Origin of the sequence: Aliivibrio sifiae, from assembly GCF_002954715.1 — a bacterium.
Classification (GTDB): Bacteria; Pseudomonadota; Gammaproteobacteria; order Enterobacterales; family Vibrionaceae; genus Aliivibrio; species Aliivibrio sifiae.
The window spans coordinates 1,099,171-1,120,148 of the sequence record NZ_MSCP01000001.1 but is presented as its reverse complement, the minus strand read 5'-3'; the positions used below and the strand labels follow the sequence as shown (position 1 = coordinate 1,120,148).

At 36.9% G+C, this 20,978-nt stretch carries 22 protein-coding genes; 6 read left to right on the top strand and 16 right to left on the bottom strand.

Annotated features, from left to right (window positions below):
• Window positions 1-11 precede the first annotated feature (11 nt).
• On the top strand, window positions 12-956 hold the full coding sequence (locus tag BTO23_RS04975; RefSeq protein WP_060991017.1) for a LysR family transcriptional regulator: 945 nt from the start codon (window positions 12-14) through the stop codon (window positions 954-956).
• A 101-nt stretch (window positions 957-1,057) separates the two neighbouring features.
• Complete coding sequence (locus BTO23_RS04970) at window positions 1,058-2,668, top strand: NAD(P)/FAD-dependent oxidoreductase (RefSeq protein WP_060991018.1); 1,611 nt, start codon at window positions 1,058-1,060, stop codon at window positions 2,666-2,668.
• 69 nt (window positions 2,669-2,737) lie between these two features.
• On the opposite strand, the gene BTO23_RS04965 is transcribed toward BTO23_RS04970, so the two are convergent.
• The 3 genes from BTO23_RS04965 to BTO23_RS04955 form a co-directional block, all read right to left on the bottom strand.
• The gene (locus BTO23_RS04965) at window positions 2,738-3,004 is read right to left on the bottom strand and encodes a hypothetical protein (RefSeq protein WP_081091933.1); all 267 of its coding nucleotides are present in this window, start codon (window positions 3,002-3,004) and stop codon (window positions 2,738-2,740) included.
• Window positions 3,005-3,062: 58 nt separating this feature from the next.
• The gene (locus BTO23_RS04960) at window positions 3,063-3,500 is read right to left on the bottom strand and encodes a PaaI family thioesterase (RefSeq protein WP_060991019.1); all 438 of its coding nucleotides are present in this window, start codon (window positions 3,498-3,500) and stop codon (window positions 3,063-3,065) included.
• A 167-nt stretch (window positions 3,501-3,667) separates the two neighbouring features.
• Complete coding sequence (locus tag BTO23_RS04955) at window positions 3,668-4,330, bottom strand: hypothetical protein (RefSeq protein ID WP_060991020.1); 663 nt, start codon at window positions 4,328-4,330, stop codon at window positions 3,668-3,670.
• A 262-nt stretch (window positions 4,331-4,592) separates the two neighbouring features.
• Here BTO23_RS04955 and BTO23_RS04950 point away from each other — a divergent pair, with 262 nt between their 5' ends.
• The gene (locus BTO23_RS04950; RefSeq protein ID WP_081091539.1) at window positions 4,593-4,757 is read left to right on the top strand and encodes a CCGSCS motif protein; all 165 of its coding nucleotides are present in this window, start codon (window positions 4,593-4,595) and stop codon (window positions 4,755-4,757) included.
• A 52-nt stretch (window positions 4,758-4,809) separates the two neighbouring features.
• Here the strand turns inward: BTO23_RS04950 and BTO23_RS04945 are convergent, their stop codons facing one another.
• The 5 genes from BTO23_RS04945 to BTO23_RS04925 form a co-directional block, all read right to left on the bottom strand.
• Window positions 4,810-5,355 carry a sugar O-acetyltransferase gene (locus BTO23_RS04945; RefSeq protein WP_060991021.1) on the bottom strand — a complete coding sequence of 182 codons (546 nt, stop codon included), beginning with the start codon at window positions 5,353-5,355 and terminating at the stop codon, window positions 4,810-4,812.
• Between the two features lie 106 nt (window positions 5,356-5,461).
• On the bottom strand, window positions 5,462-5,725 hold the full coding sequence (locus tag BTO23_RS04940; RefSeq protein ID WP_060991022.1) for a hypothetical protein: 264 nt from the start codon (window positions 5,723-5,725) through the stop codon (window positions 5,462-5,464).
• 25 nt (window positions 5,726-5,750) lie between these two features.
• Complete coding sequence (locus BTO23_RS04935; RefSeq protein ID WP_060991023.1) at window positions 5,751-6,551, bottom strand: PhzF family phenazine biosynthesis protein; 801 nt, start codon at window positions 6,549-6,551, stop codon at window positions 5,751-5,753.
• Between the two features lie 27 nt (window positions 6,552-6,578).
• On the bottom strand, window positions 6,579-7,004 hold the full coding sequence (locus tag BTO23_RS04930; RefSeq protein WP_060991024.1) for a DUF1090 domain-containing protein: 426 nt from the start codon (window positions 7,002-7,004) through the stop codon (window positions 6,579-6,581).
• Between the two features lie 37 nt (window positions 7,005-7,041).
• A complete protein-coding gene (locus BTO23_RS04925) occupies window positions 7,042-7,527 on the bottom strand; it encodes a GNAT family N-acetyltransferase (protein WP_245922080.1) in 486 nt (161 codons plus the stop codon).
• Between the two features lie 163 nt (window positions 7,528-7,690).
• Between BTO23_RS04925 and BTO23_RS04920 the strand changes: the two genes are divergently transcribed.
• Window positions 7,691-8,455 carry a carbohydrate deacetylase gene (locus BTO23_RS04920; RefSeq protein ID WP_105063076.1) on the top strand — a complete coding sequence of 255 codons (765 nt, stop codon included), beginning with the start codon at window positions 7,691-7,693 and terminating at the stop codon, window positions 8,453-8,455.
• Window positions 8,456-8,528: 73 nt separating this feature from the next.
• Here BTO23_RS04920 and BTO23_RS04915 read toward each other — a convergent pair whose 3' ends face one another.
• The 4 genes from BTO23_RS04915 to BTO23_RS04900 form a co-directional block, all read right to left on the bottom strand.
• Complete coding sequence (locus BTO23_RS04915; protein ID WP_060991026.1) at window positions 8,529-8,810, bottom strand: hypothetical protein; 282 nt, start codon at window positions 8,808-8,810, stop codon at window positions 8,529-8,531.
• A 158-nt stretch (window positions 8,811-8,968) separates the two neighbouring features.
• Window positions 8,969-11,698 carry a glycoside hydrolase family 3 protein gene (locus tag BTO23_RS04910; protein WP_105063075.1) on the bottom strand — a complete coding sequence of 910 codons (2,730 nt, stop codon included), beginning with the start codon at window positions 11,696-11,698 and terminating at the stop codon, window positions 8,969-8,971.
• Between the two features lie 85 nt (window positions 11,699-11,783).
• A complete protein-coding gene (locus BTO23_RS04905; protein ID WP_060991028.1) occupies window positions 11,784-12,272 on the bottom strand; it encodes a hypothetical protein in 489 nt (162 codons plus the stop codon).
• An 11-nt stretch (window positions 12,273-12,283) separates the two neighbouring features.
• Entirely contained in the window at window positions 12,284-12,769 is a 486-nt protein-coding gene (locus BTO23_RS04900; RefSeq protein WP_060991029.1) for a GNAT family N-acetyltransferase, read from the bottom strand.
• 339 nt (window positions 12,770-13,108) lie between these two features.
• On the opposite strand from BTO23_RS04900, the gene BTO23_RS04895 reads away from it, so the two are divergent.
• A complete protein-coding gene (locus BTO23_RS04895) occupies window positions 13,109-15,580 on the top strand; it encodes a M9 family metallopeptidase (RefSeq protein WP_105063074.1) in 2,472 nt (823 codons plus the stop codon).
• Between the two features lie 48 nt (window positions 15,581-15,628).
• Here BTO23_RS04895 and BTO23_RS04890 read toward each other — a convergent pair whose 3' ends face one another.
• From BTO23_RS04890 to BTO23_RS04875, 4 genes are all read right to left on the bottom strand, one after another.
• Window positions 15,629-16,024 (bottom strand): ACT domain-containing protein, encoded by a 396-nt coding sequence (locus BTO23_RS04890; protein ID WP_061002384.1) that lies wholly within the window; start codon window positions 16,022-16,024, stop codon window positions 15,629-15,631.
• A gap of 56 nt (window positions 16,025-16,080) precedes the next feature.
• Window positions 16,081-16,968 carry a DMT family transporter gene (locus BTO23_RS04885; RefSeq protein ID WP_245922079.1) on the bottom strand — a complete coding sequence of 296 codons (888 nt, stop codon included), beginning with the start codon at window positions 16,966-16,968 and terminating at the stop codon, window positions 16,081-16,083.
• 119 nt (window positions 16,969-17,087) lie between these two features.
• Window positions 17,088-18,506 carry a lipopolysaccharide biosynthesis protein gene (locus BTO23_RS04880; RefSeq protein ID WP_105063073.1) on the bottom strand — a complete coding sequence of 473 codons (1,419 nt, stop codon included), beginning with the start codon at window positions 18,504-18,506 and terminating at the stop codon, window positions 17,088-17,090.
• A gap of 12 nt (window positions 18,507-18,518) precedes the next feature.
• Window positions 18,519-19,442, bottom strand: coding sequence for a glycosyltransferase family 2 protein (locus tag BTO23_RS04875; RefSeq protein WP_105063072.1), 924 nt, complete (start codon window positions 19,440-19,442; stop codon window positions 18,519-18,521).
• A 268-nt stretch (window positions 19,443-19,710) separates the two neighbouring features.
• Between BTO23_RS04875 and BTO23_RS04870 the strand changes: the two genes are divergently transcribed.
• Window positions 19,711-20,856 (top strand): glycosyltransferase family 4 protein, encoded by a 1,146-nt coding sequence (locus BTO23_RS04870; RefSeq protein WP_105063071.1) that lies wholly within the window; start codon window positions 19,711-19,713, stop codon window positions 20,854-20,856.
• The last annotated feature ends 122 nt before the right edge of the window (window positions 20,857-20,978 follow it).

The window sequence follows — 20,978 nt, the reverse complement described above, 5'->3', positions numbered from 1 at the left end:
GCGAATAAATTATGACCCCTTATCCCAATTTACCGTACTCACATAACGGACTAAAAACCTTTGAATCCGTGGCGCGCCTAATGAGTTTTACCTCTGCCGCCAATGAATTGAATGTGACTCAAAGTGCTGTAAGTCGTCAGGTAAAGCAGCTTGAAGATGATCTCAGTGCATCCCTGATTATACGAAAGCACCGAGCCATTGAACTGACTTTACAAGGATTAGAGCTTTATCATGCGTTACAAGGTAACTATTCCACATTAGAATCAATCATTTCATCTTGGCAAGAACCAAAACAGAAACGAATCGTTATCAAAGCAACTCTCAGCTTTGCTACTCGGGTACTCATCCCTAAAGTTCGAGAGCTTAATGAACGTTACCCTGATTACGAAATCGTAATTATCCCTTCTTTAGAAGAAGACGAATGTTTAGATAAACCTGATTATGATCTACTGATCTTCCATACACGTTTAAAAGATCATTACGACAACAAAGAAAATATGTTCCTTCTTCGAGAAGAATTTATGGCCCCAGTGTGTGCTGCAAGTATCGCAACAGAGCATACTAATATAGATTCAATTTTAACCATGCCAAGATTGCACCCTACGCTTGATCACCACGATTGGAAGATGTGGCTAGCAGATGTCGCTATGCCCCCGTATCAACAGATAAGAAATACCAGTTTTCTTTCTCTAGATCTTGCATTAAGCGCCTGTTTATCAGGACAAGGCGTGACCGTTACCGATTTATTATTAATACTTCAAGAATTAGAAAGAGGTTTCTTCTATTGCCCTGAAAATGTGAAAATTCAACACAGTGCATGGACCTATTATGGACACCAACGCACCCACTCAGCCGTAATTGATGATCTAATTAAATGGTTAAAACTGAGCTCAGAAAATGAAATTACATTATTGAAAAAACTGGCAAAAAAACATCATTGGTATGGTGTGATATAAAATGAATACTTTTGCCGTTTTTAAGCGGTAATATTGATTACATTTTTGAGATAGATCACGTAAACTACGCGCTTATTTTCATGCCAACTATCAGGTGAATTATGATACGTATCAACCAAGTTAAATTACCGCTGGATCACAGTGAAGACGAACTGAAAAATGCAGTTTTAAACACACTGTCTATTACTGAAGAACAGCTGGTTGATATCCATGTATTTAAACGTGGCTATGACGCACGTAAAAAAAATCAAATTTTCTTAATCTACACACTAGATATTACCCTGCAAGACGTGAATGAAGAGCAGCTATTAGGCAACTTTGAAGACAACCATAATATTCGTGTTTCACCTGACACAGAATACAAATACGTTGCCACTGCTCCTGCTGATTTATCTGAGCGCCCTATTGTTATTGGTATGGGCCCATGCGGTTTATTCGTTGCTCTAATTCTAGCGCAAATGGGATTCAAGCCAATCGTCTTAGAACGTGGTAAATCAGTACACGAACGTGCGAAAGATACCTTCCGTTTTTGGCGTACCAGTGAATTAAACACAGAATCAAATGTTCAGTTTGGTGAAGGCGGCGCAGGTACTTTCTCTGATGGCAAGCTATACAGCCAAGTGAAAGATCCAGGGTTCCTAGGACTTAAAGTAAAAACAGAATTTGTTGCAGCCGGTGCTCCTGCTGAAATCATCTACGTAAGTAAGCCTCATATCGGTACTTATAAGTTAGTGACGATGGTTTCACAAATGCGCAGTAAAATCATTGAGCTAGGCGGTGACATTCGTTTTGAAACTCGCGTTGATGAAATCAATATCGAAGACGGACAAGTGACAGGCGTTACACTAAACGGTGGCGAAGTGATTAATAGTAAACACGTTGTTGCTGCTATTGGCCACAGTGCTCGTGATACATTCCAAATGTTGCACGATAAAGGCGTACATATGGAAGCACAATCATTCTCGATTGGTTTCCGTGTTGAGCATAAACAAGAAATGATTGACCAAGCACGCTTCGGCAAAAATGCAGGTCACCCACTTCTAGGTGCCGCCGATTACAAATTAGTTCACCACTGTAAAAATGGCCGTTCAGTATATAGTTTCTGTATGTGTCCAGGTGGTGTTGTTGTGGCTGCAACTTCAGAAGAACATGCAGTTGTAACTAACGGCATGAGCCAATATTCACGTAGTGAGCGTAATGCAAACAGTGCTATCGTTGTTGGTATTTCACCTGAAGACTTCAATAATGATCCACTACAAGGTATTGCTCTTCAGCGTCAATTAGAGCGTAATGCGTATGTGATGGGCGGCAGTAACTATGATGCACCCGCACAAATGGTGGGTGACTTCCTAGCAGCAGGCAAAGGCAAACCATTCGAAAACGTTGAACCATCTTATAAACCAAACGTAAAAATGACCGATTTAAGTGATGCACTACCAGACTTCGCTATTGAAGCAATTCGTGAAGCTCTACCTGCATTTGCTAAGAAAATCCGTGGTTTTGACAGCAAAGATGCAATGCTAACAGGTGTTGAAACTCGTACTTCATCACCAGTTCAAATTAAACGTGGCCCAGACTTCCAAAGTATCAACACGAAAGGTTTATACCCTGGTGGTGAAGGCGCTGGCTATGCGGGTGGTATTCTATCTGCAGGTATTGATGGAATTAAAATCGCTGAAGCGGTTGCTCTAGATATGCTAAAAAACGCGTAATAACCTAAATGAAAAAGCAGTATATTTCTATACTGCTTTTTCTTCTTTACTATATTTCCAATTCTCAATTTACACGAAGAAAATTAATAATATGCCACCTAAAATAATAATAGCATAATGTCTTGGGCCACTAGAAACATGAGTGAGTAAAGAAAAATAGACAAATGACACGCACAGAGTTATCACGCCCCATATCAGTGACATAAAGAACGAAGATCCTGATAGCAAACTCATTAACACAAGAGGGATAGTATAAAGAAGTGTTGGAGGATAAGGGTTCATCCTAACGCCATGCAACGTCAATGCAGCAAATAGAAAAATCAATTTAAATAACATGATGCATCCTTAATTAAATATACCTGTAAATCTAGTGCCACATTACCATTAACTGGTATTATTTATCGCGATATATCATGCAAGTTGCGGTCGAATGTGCGTATAAGTTTCCTTTTTCATCTCTTAAACTTCCCTCAGATATTCCCAAAGAATAACCCGATTGTATAACTCGACTTTCAGCGATTAATCGTGTGTTTTTTGGTATTGCTTTCAACATCTTTACATGAAGATCAATTGTCCCATAACCAATGTTCGGCTCTAATGTCGTATGAACAGCACAACCTGTCACTAAGTCCATCACCGTTGCGAAAAAACCACCATGCACTCCACCAAGTGGATTTAAGTGTCGTTCATCAGCCATGGCTTCAAAGATAACCTTTCCATACTCTGCCGATATAATCTTCATAGGAACAACGTCAGCCATTGATGGATGAGGAAAATCCCCTGTCACCATTGCCTTCATTAATTCTAAGCCTGATAGCTTTTCATTGAGCATCACATTTCCTTATGTATTTTATTAGTATTGTTATCTACATTAATAAAAATACCGCTTAAATAAGGGAATGCTATTATTCATTAGTCATAGTGTGAGCTAGATACCATCTGGACTGACCACTTAGTTATCAAATGGATTCATAGTACAGTTCTACATTAACTTAACTGTCATAAGTTTTGTTTCTCTATTTTTAATTCAGCCGACACTTTAGTTACACGAACAGAAATAGCAATGCAGATAAGATAAGGACTTAGATACCAAAACAGCTCTTCTAGTGGGTGTTTTTGTGTTTCTAACATCGTACTTTCATAGGCATATTTTTGAGTTTGATAATTATCAAACATACCTTGCAACCACATAACATTCGAATCGATTAGTTCAGAACTGAATGTGATTTTTGGCAAACTATTAAACGTAATATTGGGTAATTCATCAAAATTAATAGATTGTAAATAATGCGCAGATTCTGAGAGCCATAAACAAAATGGTTGCGTTCCGGCACGTTCATCAACTCTTGAATCATTCGCACATAAAAAACTATTTAATTGATTTACGGTATAATCATTAATAGATTCAAGGCTTAATACGGCGCGAGTATGCTCTGTTTCAGCCCAATCACTTGCCACTCTTGATCTCACCTCAGATACTGTCCCCATCAAACCAATACCAGCAACAATAGGCCAAAGATAATCAATTTTTTTCCATTGTATTTTAGACAGATTTTTACCACATAATAATGGTATATGAAGAAAACCAGTAAGCAGCAAAGTCATAAAGAAAAAGAAGGTCGAGTTAGAGAGAATGATCTCACTATTAAAAAAACTGTCCATAACTACCTATTTATATGTACTATTTTTAAATATAAAACGCATAATGCCCCACCCTGAGATGTTTTGCTACATAAGTCTAATTAGAAGGAATCACCGACTGCCTCTTAATATGAAAGCCTTGTATATTCATAACCAGTAAACACCCCATTAAATATCGATGAAAGTATTCGAACTTATTTGTCCTATGTTAAATCTTGACTATTTGTAACACTTTAAATAAGATGCATTTCAAATGCACCTTATTAATTACAGAGAGATCACCATGGCACTATCGTTCACAAAGATATTCAAGAAAAGCGAAAGCAAACCAACTGATGATAAATTAGTACAACAACCAGCCTTAAATGAAAAAAAATCGTTTGAAGATAAAGAGAAAAAAATAAAAAAACACGGAGAACCAGGAGTTTGCTGTGGTTCATGCTCATAATAGATAATGAAAAACCTCGGCTATTTACCGAGGTTTTTATTATTTATAGGTCCTAAATTGATTTAATCACACGACACGGGTTCCCTACAGCAACACAGTTGTCCGGAATATCACGATTAACAACACTACCCGCACCTATCACACAATTATTACCAATCTTAACTCCCGGTAAGACAGACACATTGCCACCAACCCAAACATCATTACCAATAGAAATACTAGCACCGCATTCTGTTTTCTGACGTTCAATAGGATCTAAAGGATGAGTACCTGTCGAGATCATAACGTGTGGACCAAATAAGACATTATTACCAATAGCCACTTTGCATACATCGACAATAGTCAGGTTATGATTAGAATAGAAATTACTACCAATTTCAATATTATAGCCATAATCACAAAAGAAATTTGGTTCCATATGAGCCTGATCTTTTATACACAAAAGCCCTTTCAATATCGCCATTCTTTCGTTTAATTCAGTTGGATCAGCCAGATTAAATTGATGGCATTTCGCTTTAGCATTCATGCGATCATTAAGTAAAATTTCATCCCAAGCATCATATGGAAGACCAGCTAACATTTTTTCTTTTTCAGTCATTTAAAACCCCAGAAAGTTTAATAAAAACAATTATCTCTGGATTATACTTAACATCAAGAATACGGAATGTGACCCACTTTAATTAATCAATTTTTTTACTTTCAGCTTACTTAAAACCAAATAGAAAGCGCGATAATTTAGCACCTATAATAAAGAAAATAATAGCGACCAGAAAAATAAACGCAGACGTGACGGCGTAACTTACAGTTTCAGAAAAACCAAGGCCAAACGCCAAAGAAAAAACAATGCCTTGAAATGCGTCATAAGGCCAACGATACATTGGAAAATGTGAACCAATAGATAGCGCAGCAATAAGTCCTATTAAACCTAGTAATGAAGTAAAAAAACCCGTGATTATTGCTTTATTCATATAATTTACTCTAGACAAATGTTCTCTATACGAACATTTGTCCTTTTATTGTGGTTACTGCAGAGCCAATTAGCTTTATTCTTCCATTAGAAAGAAGTTCTGTACCAACGTAACCACCTCGAGAAGAAGCTTGATAAGCATTAAACGTTGATTTCTTCAATTTCTCAGCCCAATAAACCGTTAATGCACAATGCGCCGAACCAGTAACAGGATCTTCATTAATTCCTACCCAAGGCGCAAAATAGCGAGAGACAAAATCCAATGATTCTGATGAAGATTTCGCGGTAATCAACACACCACGACCAGAAAGCAACTTTAACCCATCGAAATTAGGGGATAACGCAAGTAACGCCTCTTCACTTTCTATTTCAATAAATTCTTTTGAGTCAAACAGACCAAATGAGATAACGTCTTTTTCATTAATCCCTAAACACGTTAATAACGCCTTATTTTTTATCGAGTTAAACGACATTGTGGTGGATGGAAAATCTAATTCAATGGTTGAGTCTTGAAGTTTGGCAGACAGGACGCCAGACAACGTATTAAACTCAATACATTCACCCGCTTTTGCAACACCAATCTCTTTTAAAATATGCGCAACAGCCAAGGTTCCGTGACCACATAAAGCCACTTCAACTTGAGGTGTAAACCATCTTAATCTCATGTCTGAAAGAGATAAAAAAGCCGTTTCGGATACGGCCATTTCTTCAGCAATAGATAGCATCAGTGCTTCTGTTAAGCCATTTTCGCTAATACAAACACCCGCAGGGTTTCCTTTAAACGCTTCACTCGTAAAAGAATCAACCTGATATATATTTAAATCCATTTGCTATTAACTCCTAGATACTTTGATTTATTTGATTCTTGATAATTCGTCTTTAAGTTGCTCTATTTTTTGTTCTTTTTCTGCTATCTTTCTTTGATATTTTTGAATTTTATCTTCTTTCTGATCTTGCTTTGCTTCAATGAGATCGGAGTGATCTTCAGCCATTTCTTCATTTAACTCTTCAATTTCTTCTTTCAAGTCGTCTTTAATGTCTGCATCAGTACAATAAGTAGCAACTTCTTTCAGTGCTATTTTTAAGCCAGGCAGCTTATGTTCATTCCCATTTTCTTTAGCAATACTAATTTGCTTTTCAATCTCACAAGTTTTCTGAGCGCAACCTACTTGATCACGGCAATCCAATGTTGCTGACGCTTGCGCTGTAGACAAACCTAAAAACAATCCACTGCAACTCATTGCAGAGATAACACACAGACGTGATAATTTTTTATTCATAACATTTCTCCGAAAATTGACGACAGTAACTATAAAATTAACTTATTATTAATTCTTGTAAAGACACTACTTTGTTCTCATTATGCGTTAATAACTGAATTTCTTTAAAGCCCATTTTTTGATGGAAAAGTAATGAAGGGTCATTCGGTGGCATAATATCAATTTCAGCAACAACACAAGATAACGAACGCTCTGCTGCCAAATCCAACGCCTGCTTATAAAGTCTCGATGCGACTCTTTTTCCTTGAAAATGCTCAGAAACAACAATTCTATCTATATACAAAAATGAATCGTAATTCTCATTAAACCACTCATAGTTAATACTTTCATATTTTACTCCTTGAGTAAAAGCCAGCATAAAACCTGCAATATGGTTATCTTCCTCGATAACAACAGATATCGCCGACATTTCAATGAGCCGAATTAACTTACTCTTATCCATTGGACTTAATACGTGCACAAACTGCTCATTTAACTCAAGTATCGCATCAATGTCTTTCTCTAAAATGGCTCTAATAATCACGTTTTCTCCTTCACGTAAAATTTATGTACCCAATCAAATCGTGGTCTCTATCACGCATTAGAACCAGCAATCCCTTCCCCAAGTATACTCACTTGTCAGTGGTGATTAAATGGCTTATTAATAGATTTAGCAGTTCAACATATTCAATATTAAGGTAACTACCATGAAATTAATCATGAACGCCGATGACTTTGGGTTATCAGAAAGTGTAAATAACGGGATCGTAGAATGCCTAAAGTCATGTATCGTAAAATCCACTACCATAATGATGAATCAAAAAGGTGTTGATCACGCAGCACTGTTGTATAAAGAAGGTTTAGTTCCTGAGGTTGGATTACATTTTACTGTCACTGCAGGACAACCGTTATCTAATCCTTTGACCGTATCAAGCTTAGTTGATGAACATGGTTATTTTCTCGATAGAAAAATATTAATGACAAAGAATGTGAGTGATGAAGAAGTCTATATTGAACTTAAAGCACAGTACAACGCAGCAATTAAGGCAGGTTTTGACATTAATCATATTGATAGCCACCATTTCGCTGGTGTATACCCACCACTAAAAAAAGCATTTATTCGATTTGCTAATGAAACAGGTCTTCCGGTTCGCCGCATAGATAATATTATTAGTGGCCAAGATGGACTAATCGTACCAACTCCAGATGCATTTGATGCTCAATTTTTTGATGAAGGCGTTTCTCTTAAACAATTACAAACACTACTGTTAGGCTATAAAGAAACGCTTTCTAATGGCGTTTTAGAACTCATGTGCCATCCAAGCACAGAAGACAATTCAGATCTTACTAAGTTAACGAGTTATAAGGCTATGAGAGTTGTAGAAAGAGATTTATTAACATCACCAGAATTATCACTTTGGCTCAAAAAAGAAGGGATTGTGTGTATTGGCTTTAATGACTTATCTAACTAACGTTTGAAGCATGAAACCAATGACGTTATATAATTTATATCGTGTCATTGGTTTTGTGTAATAGAAAAATCAATTAAATAATTGCAGTCCCTTCAACTTCCATAACGCTATTTGCATCAGCACGATCAATAATTTTAACCAAAACTGATTGTATGGTTTCATCTTCTCTCACGTTATTTTCACTGACAAATTTTTGCTCTTGAGGCTCTGCACCTTCTTCTAAAGTAAAAGTTACAACAACTTCTGTTGCTAGTTCAGACGTTTTACCGAAATAGGATAGAGAAAGCTGAGGATATCCTTTGAATCCTTTTTTAACTTGTTTTGCTATACGCTTTTTTGCTTTATCCACATTCATAACTTAATCCTTGTGCTTATTGAGCTTGAATAATTTCATTCTGATTTAACTTACACGCTAATTCCTAACGATGATGTCAATCTACCACCTAAGCTACTGAAATCAAAGAATGTAATCATTATTATTAATACCATTGTTAACCAACGCATTAATTGATATTAAATCGGCTTAAAAATATCACAACTCATTGTATTCTCGGTAATTCCTTTTTCTTTCGGTACGTATCTAATTTCCCCAATATCAAACTGAAACGGCTCATCTGAGTACAACAGAAAAGGGGTATTGATATTAGAAAAATTCACGCCATTATCCGCAAAACATTGTAAAGGAACTTTAACGGTTACCCACTCAGATTCAGAAACTTCTACAATGGCTTTTAGTTCCTTTTGTATAGGAGCGATAGCACCACAAGGGTAAACACAATGAGCAGCCAATTTTAATGAACTAGGGATCTCGCTTTTCACTGCAATATCAAACTCTAATGTTGAGTTTGCCGTCAAATAATGACGCATGTCGAGCCCTTTTTTATCTGGCGTTTGAATATAAAGTTGCATAGGAAGTTGTTTACCAAAATCAATTCTTAATGCATCTTGTTGATGCTTATAATTAAGAGATAATATTGACGCACTGCCAACTGTCATCTTTTTAGCTCTAGAGATAAACGTCCCTTTCCACTTTGTCACTTTTCCACTCATTTTAGGTACAAACGTGGTTGTCGCTTCACGACTGAATATCTCAAGATTTGTCGTTGGTCGATCTTTAGCTTTTGTTTCTCCACACCCCCATTGGCGTTTATCCATAAACAATGTAGGTTGAGATGCGGCGTTCTGCTCAATGGCATAATTCAAGCCATAACCGTAAGGAAATAAGGGCATGAATTCTTCCCCTGTTTGCTCAAAATCTGGCACATGGTAATTGGGGATATTTCGACTGTTCTCATTAATGGTCGTCATACATTTATTGTTTGGCCAAGAATAAGAAAGCTTACCGCTAAAATCAGCTCCATTTTGGGCAAATAATACGTCAGTAATCCCTCGACCTTCAGTACCAGGTAACCATGCCGCGACAAAGGCATCTGAAAGTGCTAATTCAGGATTTACATACAAAGGACGCCCAGAGAATAAGATTGTGACTACCTTAAACCCTTTCTTTTTCATCTCTTGAATTAACTGTAAATCTTTTGCGTAGCTGGGTTTTAATTCTGAATACGCCAATGTTTGATGATCTTTAATATCTCCATACATTTCAGCATATGGATCTTCTCCCATTACCACCACAGCAATTGCATCCATCGACGCTTGGTTAGGGTCGGTATATACATGTTTATCTCCAACCACCTGTTTAAACGCCTCTAAAACCGTCGTCGCATGAACAAAATCCTGAGACTTATTTTCATTACCTTGCCATGTTAATGTCCAACCACCACTCTGTTTTTGAATGTCATTGGCGGCACTTCCTAGCACAACATAGCTATGATTTTTTTGTTTAAATGGCAGTATTTTATTCTCATTTTTTAATAAAACCAGAGACTCTCTAACTGCCTGCCGAGCTACTTTTCTATGTTCAAGTGCTCCTAAAACTTGCTGTTCTCCCGCAAGAATACGATAAGATGGCTTTGGTTTCTCCCATAAACCCGCACGCATCTTAACGCGTAAAATACGAGTCACCGCATCGTCAATGCGAACCATTGGTATTTGTCCACCTTGAACTTGTTTGATGACATTTTGGTAAAACGCTTTCCAATCTTTATTGTCTGTCACCATAAACAAATCATTACCAGCATTCACCGCTTTGGGACAGCTTTGGTTAGTACAACCTTCTACTTCACCATGACCATTCCAATCGGTCACAACAATGCCATCGAAGCCTATTTTTTCTTTTAATACCTCAGTGATTAAATAACGACTGCCGTGAAGTTTACCAAAACGATTATTATTTCTATCTTTTGAGTTTATCGACTTACCTTTCAGATCGTAATTCTGCCAAGAGTTAAATGATGTCATAACCACTTGAGCACCAGCTTCAAGAGCCGAGTAATACCCCATAGCATGAATGTTTCGTAAGTCGTCTTCACTATAGAAAGTTACACCACGATCAACACCGTTAAACGTGCCTCCATCACCAATCCAATGCTTTACCGTAGATAGTACGCGCTGCTCAGAACGAAGCTCTTTTTCAGTACCTTGCAACCCTTTAACGATAGAACTGGCGTATTGATACGTTATAGTTGGAATTTCTGAATAGCCTTCGTAGATTCTTCCCCATCGATAATCACGGGGAGTTGCAACTGTTGGTGCAAAAGTAAGATCAAGACCTGTAGCAGCAACTTCTTTTGCTGTAATTCGACCAATCTCAAAAAGCAGCTCGGGGTTATTTGCTGCTCCTAATCCTATGTTATGAGGGAATAATGTCGCCCCATAAACATTATTGTTTCCATGCACAGCATCTGTTGCCCACATAAATGGGATCCGAAAACCTCTGCCGGCATATGCTTGATCTAATGCGGTCCAATATTTATCAGATTGCAAAGCCCATTCTAATGCCGACGCATGTTTATTTTCATTTGGCCAACCACCACCGCCATTAAGTACTGACCCAATTTTATATTGTTTCGCTTCTTTAGGTGTAATTTGACGATATTCAGGCATGATCATTTGCCCAACCTTTTCACCTAATGTCATTTGAGCAACGATATCCGCAACCCTTTCTTCAATATAATCTCGTTTTGGAATATCGCTTTTTATTTTCGGCCACTCCTGAAAGTAAGGTAGCGAACCGTCATCGAATAAAGGAACAGTACTTTGATCTGAAGAGACAGGAAGAGTCGTAAGAAAAATGAGAGAAAAGCCAATCACACTCGTATGAGTCGTGCTATTTTTGATAACCATCGAGAACCCCTTCTCTAATTCCATCCATTATTTTTAGTCTAGGATAAGAAAGAGGCTCAAAAAAGCAGTAAAGATAAAATAAATACTACTTAACGCTACGTAAAACAGAATCCAAATTATCAGATATCAATTCGAACTTATCGAGAATCTGATCATAACCATATTGAGAAGGTAATCCCCAATCATCGCACTCAGATTGTGTAGGGACTCCGGGCAATAATGTCAGTTGCAAACGTGCTTTATGATCTCTGGCCATAAATCGAATATCATATTCAGAATAGCAATAGCGGCTCTCTAAAGCTGAAGACAACTTCCAACGAACAAGTCCTTTTCCCAGTAGCGTTCCACTTGCTTTATTTTCAACCCTTAATATAGGCTGACTCTGTCCATACGTTACTATGATGTGACGTCGTGCTTTTTCCCATAGTGTGGTTTGTTTTCCATTAAGTCCGTTATAAGTAAATGTCTGTGCTTTTATATCAAAAACAGTGATTGGCGAATCTAAAGGACCTAATTGCGTACTACAACCAGAGAGTAACGTGGCCAAAATTAAGACTACACTTTGCTTCTTCATTTCTTACTCATTTAAATTACAGACGATTCGTTATCTATCGTCTTTTCCATCACATAATTTACAAGCTTTTGCCCACGAATATCAATCGTTTGTTGTCTAATAATCGTAAATCCAAAGTGCTCATAAAAAGGTTTTGCCGTAATACTCACTTCTGAATAATATCGCGGTATCCCTTTCTGCTTACCTATAGAAAAGACCTGATTCATTAATGCTCTGCCGACGCCCTCTCCTTGATATTGATAATGACAGAAGAAATGATCAATTAACCCGTCATCTTGTAAGTCAGTATAACCAACAATGACACCATCTAGTTCTGCGATAAAAGGACTCAACTTTCCCATTCGATTTCTCCAAACAGTAAAGTCAAAATCACTAGGAGCCCATGCGATTACTTGTTCTTTAGAGTAATCATTAATATTTACATTTCTAACCGTATTAAAGAATATTTCCCATAATGCATAAGCATCATCCTCAACATAATCTCTTATTTTTAACATGGTTCAACCTCTTATACCGATAATTGCAATGATAATATAAATAAAACTCAATCTAGCAGTGTTCAACCCCTCCCTTAATATAGAGTTAACTTTTTGATCATTATTTATTATCACCTTTCACGCTTATATTTATTTAATTTTGATATTTATGTTTTTCAGACATCAAATTAACCCTAATTCAACAAGAAAAAACAGTTATTTAATCTAAAGCAATAGGTGTAATTACTATATATATGATTCTTGAACTGAGTTCTTAATAATAAGAAACTCATTGGTATAGTGAATGTATTATTGATAAAACCGCATCTCCAGAAAATATATACAATAACTAGAGATACTATGATTAATAATTACATCAGCAGTTGGTACCGCATCGCTCCTCTTGCACTTGCTATTTCAGGAAGCTTAATTTCAACATCTACACTTGCTAGTGACTCAAGTGTATCTCAATCATGTTCAATACAGAACATCTCAGAATCAAGCCAATTTCTCAATCAAATAGAAGTTGCAAATAACGATTGTCAGAGAACTTGGTTTAATGCGCCCCGTTCAATGTTTGAATCCTTATATAGCGAACCGCAATTACAAAAAGTAGTCAGCCGACTTAATCAACGCATTACTGAATATACAGGTGAGGAAACACAAGCAAAACGCATTGAAAACCTATCAGAATATATTCGAGCGGCCTATTTTGTTCGTTATGGTTTTAAAGCAGAGCTAAACGATTATTCTGAACAACTTGATATGCAATTGGCTGCAAGTATTCAATCTTTTATTGCTCATCCACAAGCGATGGCAAAAGGACAGAAGCAAGCAAGCGCGATGCACAGTATGATCTATATGATTGACAGTATTCGTAAATTACCTTCAATCATGGGTTCTCTTGTACACTTATTAGATTCTCTTACAGTTGAAAACGCAGAGAGTTGGGAAAATCAGAAAAACTTAAATGTATTGTTTCAGGCAATGAGTGGGCACTCTGGCATACAAACATATTACGATAATCTACAAGCCCACCCTGAATATCTTACACAATTACATCAGTTTATCTTAAATAAAGAATGGGCCTTAAAAACTGGTTCAGGGTTCTTAGTCACTAATGCTGGCCGTGAAATGGGACGTTTACTTGCAAGCCCACACACCAGTACTCGTCAGCAAGTATTTACCATTTTAAAAGACTTATTAGATCGTTATCCATTAGGGGGTAAGAGCGATAAAATGTGGGTTGGTATAGCAGAAATGATAAACTATTTCGCCCCAGATAGAGCAGCAGAATTTGGTCTTGAAAATGCAAAAAGCGAATTAGAACAACGTATTATTACCTTAAACTATGAATGCGATGGTCCTGCAATCATTCGTGGTCAAAATATGACTCAAGAGCAAGCTCAAATGAGTTGTGACACATTAAATGCAAAAGAAGCTGATTTTCACCTAGTTACTAATAGTGGTTATCGTCCAGTCAACGATGATCTAAACGATAGTGTCGAAGTTGCTGTATTTGATAGTCATGCTGATTATGTTACTTATTCTTCTTTCCTATTTGGGAATACCACAAACAATGGTGGGCAATATCTTGAAGGCTTACCAAGCAATATAAATAATCAAGCTCGTTTTATTGCTTATCGCCAAGATAATGAGAAAGGGTTTTCTATCTTAAACCTTGAACACGAATACATACATTATCTAGATGGTCGTTTTAACCAACATGGTAGCTTTAACGAGAATTTACGTGAAGGCTATATCATTTGGTGGTTAGAAGGTTTCGCTGAGTACATGTCTTATAAAAACAGTTACAGTGCAGCTATTCAAATTGGACGAGAAAAAACCTATCGTTTATCTGACGTATTGGCGACAACCTATGATCATAATACTGATCGAGTCTATCGTTGGGGCTATCTAGCCGTTCGTTTTCTTATCGATAACCACCCTGAAGATGTCAACATTTTATTAACACTCTCTCGCGAAGGTGATTATAAAGAATGGGCAAGAAAAGTAATAAACATTGGAGAACAATACGACAATGAATTCAATCTATGGTTGGACACTGTAATTGATGAAACGACACCTGATAACAAAGAAACCAATGAGCAGCAAAAACCAACACAACCTTCAGAAACGATGACTGCACTAAGTGCAAATACAACCATTACACTATCGTCAGAAATTTATAATGAGCAATTATTTTATTTTGATGTCACATCAGATGCAGCAGTCGTGTCTGTATCTATCAATGGAGATGGTGATGCCGATTTATATGCAAGTTTCAATAAAGTCGCTCATTACTATGATTATGAAACAAGTAACTTTCAACATGGTAGCGATGAAAACATTCAATTTACATCACATAATACCAGTATACCCCTTAAAGTCGGTCGCTATTATTTTAGTGTCGCAGCACGAGAAGCGTTTAAAGAAGTGACTTTGGCGGTTAATGTAGACACTAAGAGTACGTCCACGACTCCTTCAATGCCATCTGATAATTTAAAACCGATCCTACTAGATAATAATCTTGCAACAGACATCATAATTAATAAACAGCGTTATTTAGCATTATATGTTCCAAAGGATGAGCAAACTGTCCGTATTTGGGTTGATAAGAAAAAATCAGCAGCAAATGTAAATAAAGGTGATATTAATCTCTATGCAGCTAAAGGTTATTGGCCAACAGAGATCCAAAATGAAGTCTCCTCTACAGGTAAAGCAAGTAACAAATTCATTGAAATGAACGTTGAGAAAGCAGGTTACGTTTATTTCTCAGTAACAGCCTCTCAACCTGATAATTTAGTGGATGTCTACGCTACATTCTATTAAAACAGTTCTATCTAATAGTTGCGGCATTGTCGCCGCAACTATTTAATATCAAAGGCTAAATTCTTTCAATGCCTCTAATGCTAGCTCTGCTTTCTCTTTTTGAATAAAGATATGGTCATGATAATAAGCAGCAATTACATTTGCACTAATGTCGTATGATTTTAATTTACTTGCAACAGCAGCAGTTAACCCCACCGCATCCAAACTAGAGTGAACCATTAGTGTGATCAAACGATAAACACCGTTGAATTCAAAATCTCCTCGACGAGCTTCTTCTAACGTTAATACTAGTGTTAACCCTTCACTTTCCTGGTATGTTGCTAACGGATTATATTGGACGTATTCACTCAATTTTCCCTTAATTGTACAGAACACATATTCTCCATCCATTAACTTTGGAGACATTGATGCTAACAACATATCTAAATCCGTAATACCTGACATCTTCTATTCCTACCTATTTATATCAATCCAATATGACGACACATCATAACTAGTGCTTACCTAGTATCACTATTAACTTTCATGCCACTTACTACAACACTTAATATCCCACCTAACACAAGAATACAAGCGACAATCAACCTTTCAGAAATCGGTTCAGATACAAATATAACACCACCGATAGCTGCAATAACTGGCACTGATAATTGTACGACGGCAGCTTCCGTTGCCGATAAACCTCTAAGAGCCATATACCACACAGTGTAACCCAGTGCAGAAGCAATAGATCCGGATAACACCGCAAGAATGATTCCTGAATTTGACAGTTCAATGGTAGGAAAAGCAATAAACAATAATACAAGCACTAAAGGCATCGTGTACTTAAAGTTGTTTGCTGTATCAATGAGAGGGGTCGCTGACCCTCGACCAAATAAAGTATATCCCCCCCAAGCGATACCAGAGGCCATCATTAATACAAACCCTGACACACTCGGTGTAGTTAATGTTGGATACACCAAATAAGCTAAACCGGTAAAAGAAACACTAACACCAACCCATTCATAAAAACGCAGTCGATTCCCTTTTATCATATTACAAAAAATCATCGTGAGTTGAACCGCACCAAATAAAATGAGCGCACCAGTTCCCGTATCTAACGATACATAAGCAAGTGAAAACGTAATGGCATAAATAAATAACAGAAATGATGACTTCCAACGCTTAACCTGAACTGTTTTTTGCTTTGGCGAGTGGAGGGATTTAATATTCAACAAAATAAAAAACGTAAAAATACCAGACAGAAGACGAATTATTGTAAAGCTTGATGCATCAATGGCTTCGCCTTTCAATGCGATCCTACATAGCACCGAATTCGCAGCAAATGCAACAAGAGCAATAAGTGTATACATAACCGTGTGAACTCTATTTTGAAATACTTTTTGCAAACCAATCCCTTTTATAAAGCGTGTCTTAATAATACATTTATTAGTATCTTCTAAACGTATCACCCACTCGTTAAAAAGAGAACAAAAAATAACACGCGAACAAAGTGTTAATTTTTACTTCAACTTGGTTTGGACTTCATGATCGTCGTATCAGACAAAGGAATAACAGCACTCTTAACAAAACTAAACAATGCAAGTAAACTCACCCCAACCCCAGTGACAATCTCTGGTATTCCTGTAAATACATTTCCCAGAAAATGATTCAATGTAATCGCAAAAAAAGCAATCACGATGCAAGTGAGCCATTTTGAATGCTCATAAGGAAGAAACTCCATCGATTGACTTGCCATGTATAACAACACCAAGCGCAATGTATAGGCTGTAGCAAGCACACCAACCACCCCCCATAAACCAAACATTGGTGTGATAACAAAATAACCAACGGCAGCAACAATGGCACAAATACCTTGTATCCACATTTGAGATTGACTCGAATTACCGCTGTAACACCCTAAATTCAAATAGTCCCCTGCGTTTTTTATCATGCCAATTGCCAATAAAACCACGGCGATTGTTCCCGCTAAATGATAGCTACTCGGTAAAATAATCATAATTAATCCGGGAACAGTAAGGATCAACAAAGTCCCCATAACGATACCTATGTTTACGCCAAGTAACGCCTTATCTGCACATTTTTTCTTTCCATTCTCAAGCTGTAATATAGATACCCGATTAGGAAACCACCACAACGCATAAGGTTGAAGAATAAGCCCTAATATCAACGCAAATTTAGCACTAACGGCATAAACAGCCAATTCCTCAACTCCGATGAAGCTTGCTAAAAACCAACGATCTAATCCATTAATCATATATACAGACGCGCCACCAACCAATACCGGTAATCCGAAACTCAATACCAACTTAGATGATTTTAAATAACCAAACTTTCCCATTTCTTGCCATTGGTAACTCAATAAACATATCAGTAAGAGGATACTTGATACGGCACCAGAGATAAGTACACCATCAATACCATACCCCGCTTCTAACAGAGAAAATGTCATCAACGCCTGTATTATTCCCTTAAATACGTTTAAAAAACAAAAACGTTTGGCCATCGCATTCATCCTCAACAAGGTCAACGGTATCGAGATAACACCATCAAGCATCGTAGGAATAAGCAGAAGAAATATTTGATAGGCAGAAAATTTAACTGGCAATACTAGCAATAAGGCGGGCAAACTAATTGCTATTAATAACCCACCGAGCAGACAAACAAACACACTTAACGTAAAACAGTTTGATATTAACTTACGTTTATCCTCTCCTTTCGCAACCCCAACATAACGATACATTGCATCCACAATACCAAAACCAAACAAGATGGTTCCGATGTCGGCAAGTAATACTAAAGACTCTAAAGAACCGTATTCTTCAAGTGTCATTTTATGGGTGATATAAGGGATCATCACAAGAGAGATCCCCTTCATCATTAATATCCCAACCGCGTAATAGGCTGATTGTTTGAGTGAACTCATTCTATCTTCCTCTTAAACCGGCAATAACATACTTTTACAATCACCAAGTAAACTGCGAACCCTTCTTTTTTGAGGAGCAAGGAATAAAGAATAAATACCATACGTTATTGCCGTGCTATGTTGGCACAAACCACGATGATAATCAGCGTATCCCTCTAATATCCTCGCTCGGGCATTATTAAGAGCTGAAGAAGATAAGTTCCAATGGTGTTTTTCTTCTTGATAACGACTTAAAATCAACTCGATACATCGAAGATTCCTAAGTCGTAACCCATCGGTTTGTGTCGTTGAATTCTGACGCATTAAATAACCTGTTTGAATGGAATTCAATATGCCAACACCATGCTTTTCACATATTCTTAGCCATAACTCCCAATCTTCACCATATTTCAAATCTTCATTAAATCGATGCATCTGAGTTAAAATCTCAGCTTTCACCATTACCGTCGACGTGCCTATAATGTTATTTCTTATAATGAAATCGAGCGGATTTTTAAGCGTGATAAACTGTTCATCTTGTCCCTGAAATTGATCCCAATAACCAAAACAATCGACTATTGACTCATAACTTTCAGTTAAATGATCATAATTGGTGAAGCTCATCGCTAGATTTGGAGAATCAGCATGCAGAGCTAATTGCAATGATAATTTTTCTGGTAACCAGAAATCATCGGCATCTAAAAATGCAATAAATTCACCAGATGCTTTCGCGATTCCTAAGTTCCTTGCCTGAGCAGCGCCGACACCATTGGTCGTTATCGTTATAATTCTTTTATCCATTAATTTATTTAGATAGCTTGCCGTACCATCAGTACTATTATCATTGATGATCAATAATTCAAAATCTTGGTGTGCTTGCGCTAATACACTTTCTATCGCTGTAGGTAGAAAAACTAAGCAGTTATACGTTGGAATGATGATCGATACCTTCGCCATAATTTTATCCCTAAACACTGAAGTAATAATTGATTACAGCAGAAAGCATGCCAGAACATAATTCATTGAATTTATTATGCTATTTCTATTTTTCTTAAAATGCATATCTGAAGTAAACAATACAGCCAGAATCATTTCATATTGATTGTCATATTGAGAATAACAACACACAATCAAAAGATACTTAAGTAACCCGCTGATATTTAACAACATAATTAATGGCGTATATTTTGCTTTAATTACTTAGTCAGTATTAGAGGATATGAATATGAAGAAAGTGGCTTTTATCGCTCCAACCTATCCTGTTCTTAGTGAAACCTTCATTCAAACGGAAGTTGACGCTATTAAGGCATGCGGACATGACGTATGCGTATTAACGTTTGAAATTGAAGATTATCAACATGAATTTGATTATAACGTTATTCAAATAGGTAAAAATATACAGACAGATATGTATAAGAATCTTCATCTGTCGGGAGCTCTAGAAGCGATAAAATTCATTCGTGAACAAAAGCATTTACCTAAGAGATCTCTTTTTAACTACGGATTAAAATTGGCTCTACAACTTGCTGACATAAAAGCTGAACATATTCATGCTCACTTTTGCCAACACACTGCGGCTCACGCGATTGTTGCAGCTAAATTCCTTAATATTACCTGTTCATTTGTAGCCCATGGTCATGATGTTTATGAAACCGCTTATGATATCGACAAGAAGATCTTAGCCAGTGACTTTGTTGTTACCGTTTGCAAAGACATGAAGAATGATTTTGAAAAAATGGCGGCAGGCAACATCAAACTCTTACATTGTGGTGTAAAAACAGATCAATTTGTAATGGAAGATAAAAAACCTTCTGATCATTTAAGCTTTGTATTTCTTGGTCGATTAGTTCAACAAAAAGGAATTCATCATTTAATTGATGCTCTTGCGCCCATAGCTAAACGCCTCAATATTCATTTAGATATTGCTGGTACGGGGGAAATGGAAGTGCAATTAAAAGAGCAAGTAATACGTAAAGGTTTATCAAACCACGTACGTTTCTTAGGTTCAAAACCACATCGATGGGTAAAAGAAAACTTATCAAAATACGACTGTCTAGTCGCCCCTTTTTGCTTTTCTCAAACAGGATGTGTTGATACTGGTCCACTAGTACTGAAAGAGGCCATGGCTGTTGGTACGCCAGTTATTACAACCAATATTATGGGTTGCAAAGAAATAGTAACCTCAGAGACTGGCTACTTAGTCAACGAAAAAAATGTCATCGAACTAAAAAATAGTATTGAACAGTTTGCCAAACTTACCTTTGAACAAAGATTTGAAATGGGGAGCATGGCAAGAAAACGAGTGGTACAAAACTTCAATGCACTAAAACAAGCCAAACAGTTATCAAATTGGATAGAAAGCCCAATATAAAAAGAACAATTAACAACAAAAATACTTACCCTTTATGACAACTTAATCAAAGGCTGTTTACATGTAACAATGTGGCTTATTGATATAATGGTATTTTATTCCTTATTTAAAACGGCAAGCTA

What these genes read in the sequence shown, in the direction of transcription:
- BTO23_RS04975 (WP_060991017.1), top strand. Translation starts at nt 12, where the DNA reads ATGACCCCTTATCCCAATTTACCGTACTCACATAACGGACTAAAAACC.
- BTO23_RS04970 (WP_060991018.1), top strand. Translation starts at nt 1,058, where the DNA reads ATGATACGTATCAACCAAGTTAAATTACCGCTGGATCACAGTGAAGAC.
- BTO23_RS04965 (WP_081091933.1), bottom strand. Translation starts at nt 3,004, where the DNA reads ATGTTATTTAAATTGATTTTTCTATTTGCTGCATTGACGTTGCATGGC.
- BTO23_RS04960 (WP_060991019.1), bottom strand. Translation starts at nt 3,500, where the DNA reads ATGCTCAATGAAAAGCTATCAGGCTTAGAATTAATGAAGGCAATGGTG.
- BTO23_RS04955 (WP_060991020.1), bottom strand. Translation starts at nt 4,330, where the DNA reads ATGGACAGTTTTTTTAATAGTGAGATCATTCTCTCTAACTCGACCTTC.
- BTO23_RS04950 (WP_081091539.1), top strand. Translation starts at nt 4,593, where the DNA reads ATGGCACTATCGTTCACAAAGATATTCAAGAAAAGCGAAAGCAAACCA.
- BTO23_RS04945 (WP_060991021.1), bottom strand. Translation starts at nt 5,355, where the DNA reads ATGACTGAAAAAGAAAAAATGTTAGCTGGTCTTCCATATGATGCTTGG.
- BTO23_RS04940 (WP_060991022.1), bottom strand. Translation starts at nt 5,725, where the DNA reads ATGAATAAAGCAATAATCACGGGTTTTTTTACTTCATTACTAGGTTTA.
- BTO23_RS04935 (WP_060991023.1), bottom strand. Translation starts at nt 6,551, where the DNA reads ATGGATTTAAATATATATCAGGTTGATTCTTTTACGAGTGAAGCGTTT.
- BTO23_RS04930 (WP_060991024.1), bottom strand. Translation starts at nt 7,004, where the DNA reads ATGAATAAAAAATTATCACGTCTGTGTGTTATCTCTGCAATGAGTTGC.
- BTO23_RS04920 (WP_105063076.1), top strand. Translation starts at nt 7,691, where the DNA reads ATGAAATTAATCATGAACGCCGATGACTTTGGGTTATCAGAAAGTGTA.
- BTO23_RS04915 (WP_060991026.1), bottom strand. Translation starts at nt 8,810, where the DNA reads ATGAATGTGGATAAAGCAAAAAAGCGTATAGCAAAACAAGTTAAAAAA.
- BTO23_RS04910 (WP_105063075.1), bottom strand. Translation starts at nt 11,698, where the DNA reads ATGGTTATCAAAAATAGCACGACTCATACGAGTGTGATTGGCTTTTCT.
- BTO23_RS04905 (WP_060991028.1), bottom strand. Translation starts at nt 12,272, where the DNA reads ATGAAGAAGCAAAGTGTAGTCTTAATTTTGGCCACGTTACTCTCTGGT.
- BTO23_RS04900 (WP_060991029.1), bottom strand. Translation starts at nt 12,769, where the DNA reads ATGTTAAAAATAAGAGATTATGTTGAGGATGATGCTTATGCATTATGG.
- BTO23_RS04895 (WP_105063074.1), top strand. Translation starts at nt 13,109, where the DNA reads ATGATTAATAATTACATCAGCAGTTGGTACCGCATCGCTCCTCTTGCA.
- BTO23_RS04890 (WP_061002384.1), bottom strand. Translation starts at nt 16,024, where the DNA reads ATGTCAGGTATTACGGATTTAGATATGTTGTTAGCATCAATGTCTCCA.
- BTO23_RS04880 (WP_105063073.1), bottom strand. Translation starts at nt 18,506, where the DNA reads ATGAGTTCACTCAAACAATCAGCCTATTACGCGGTTGGGATATTAATG.
- BTO23_RS04875 (WP_105063072.1), bottom strand. Translation starts at nt 19,442, where the DNA reads ATGGCGAAGGTATCGATCATCATTCCAACGTATAACTGCTTAGTTTTT.
- BTO23_RS04870 (WP_105063071.1), top strand. Translation starts at nt 19,711, where the DNA reads ATGAAGAAAGTGGCTTTTATCGCTCCAACCTATCCTGTTCTTAGTGAA.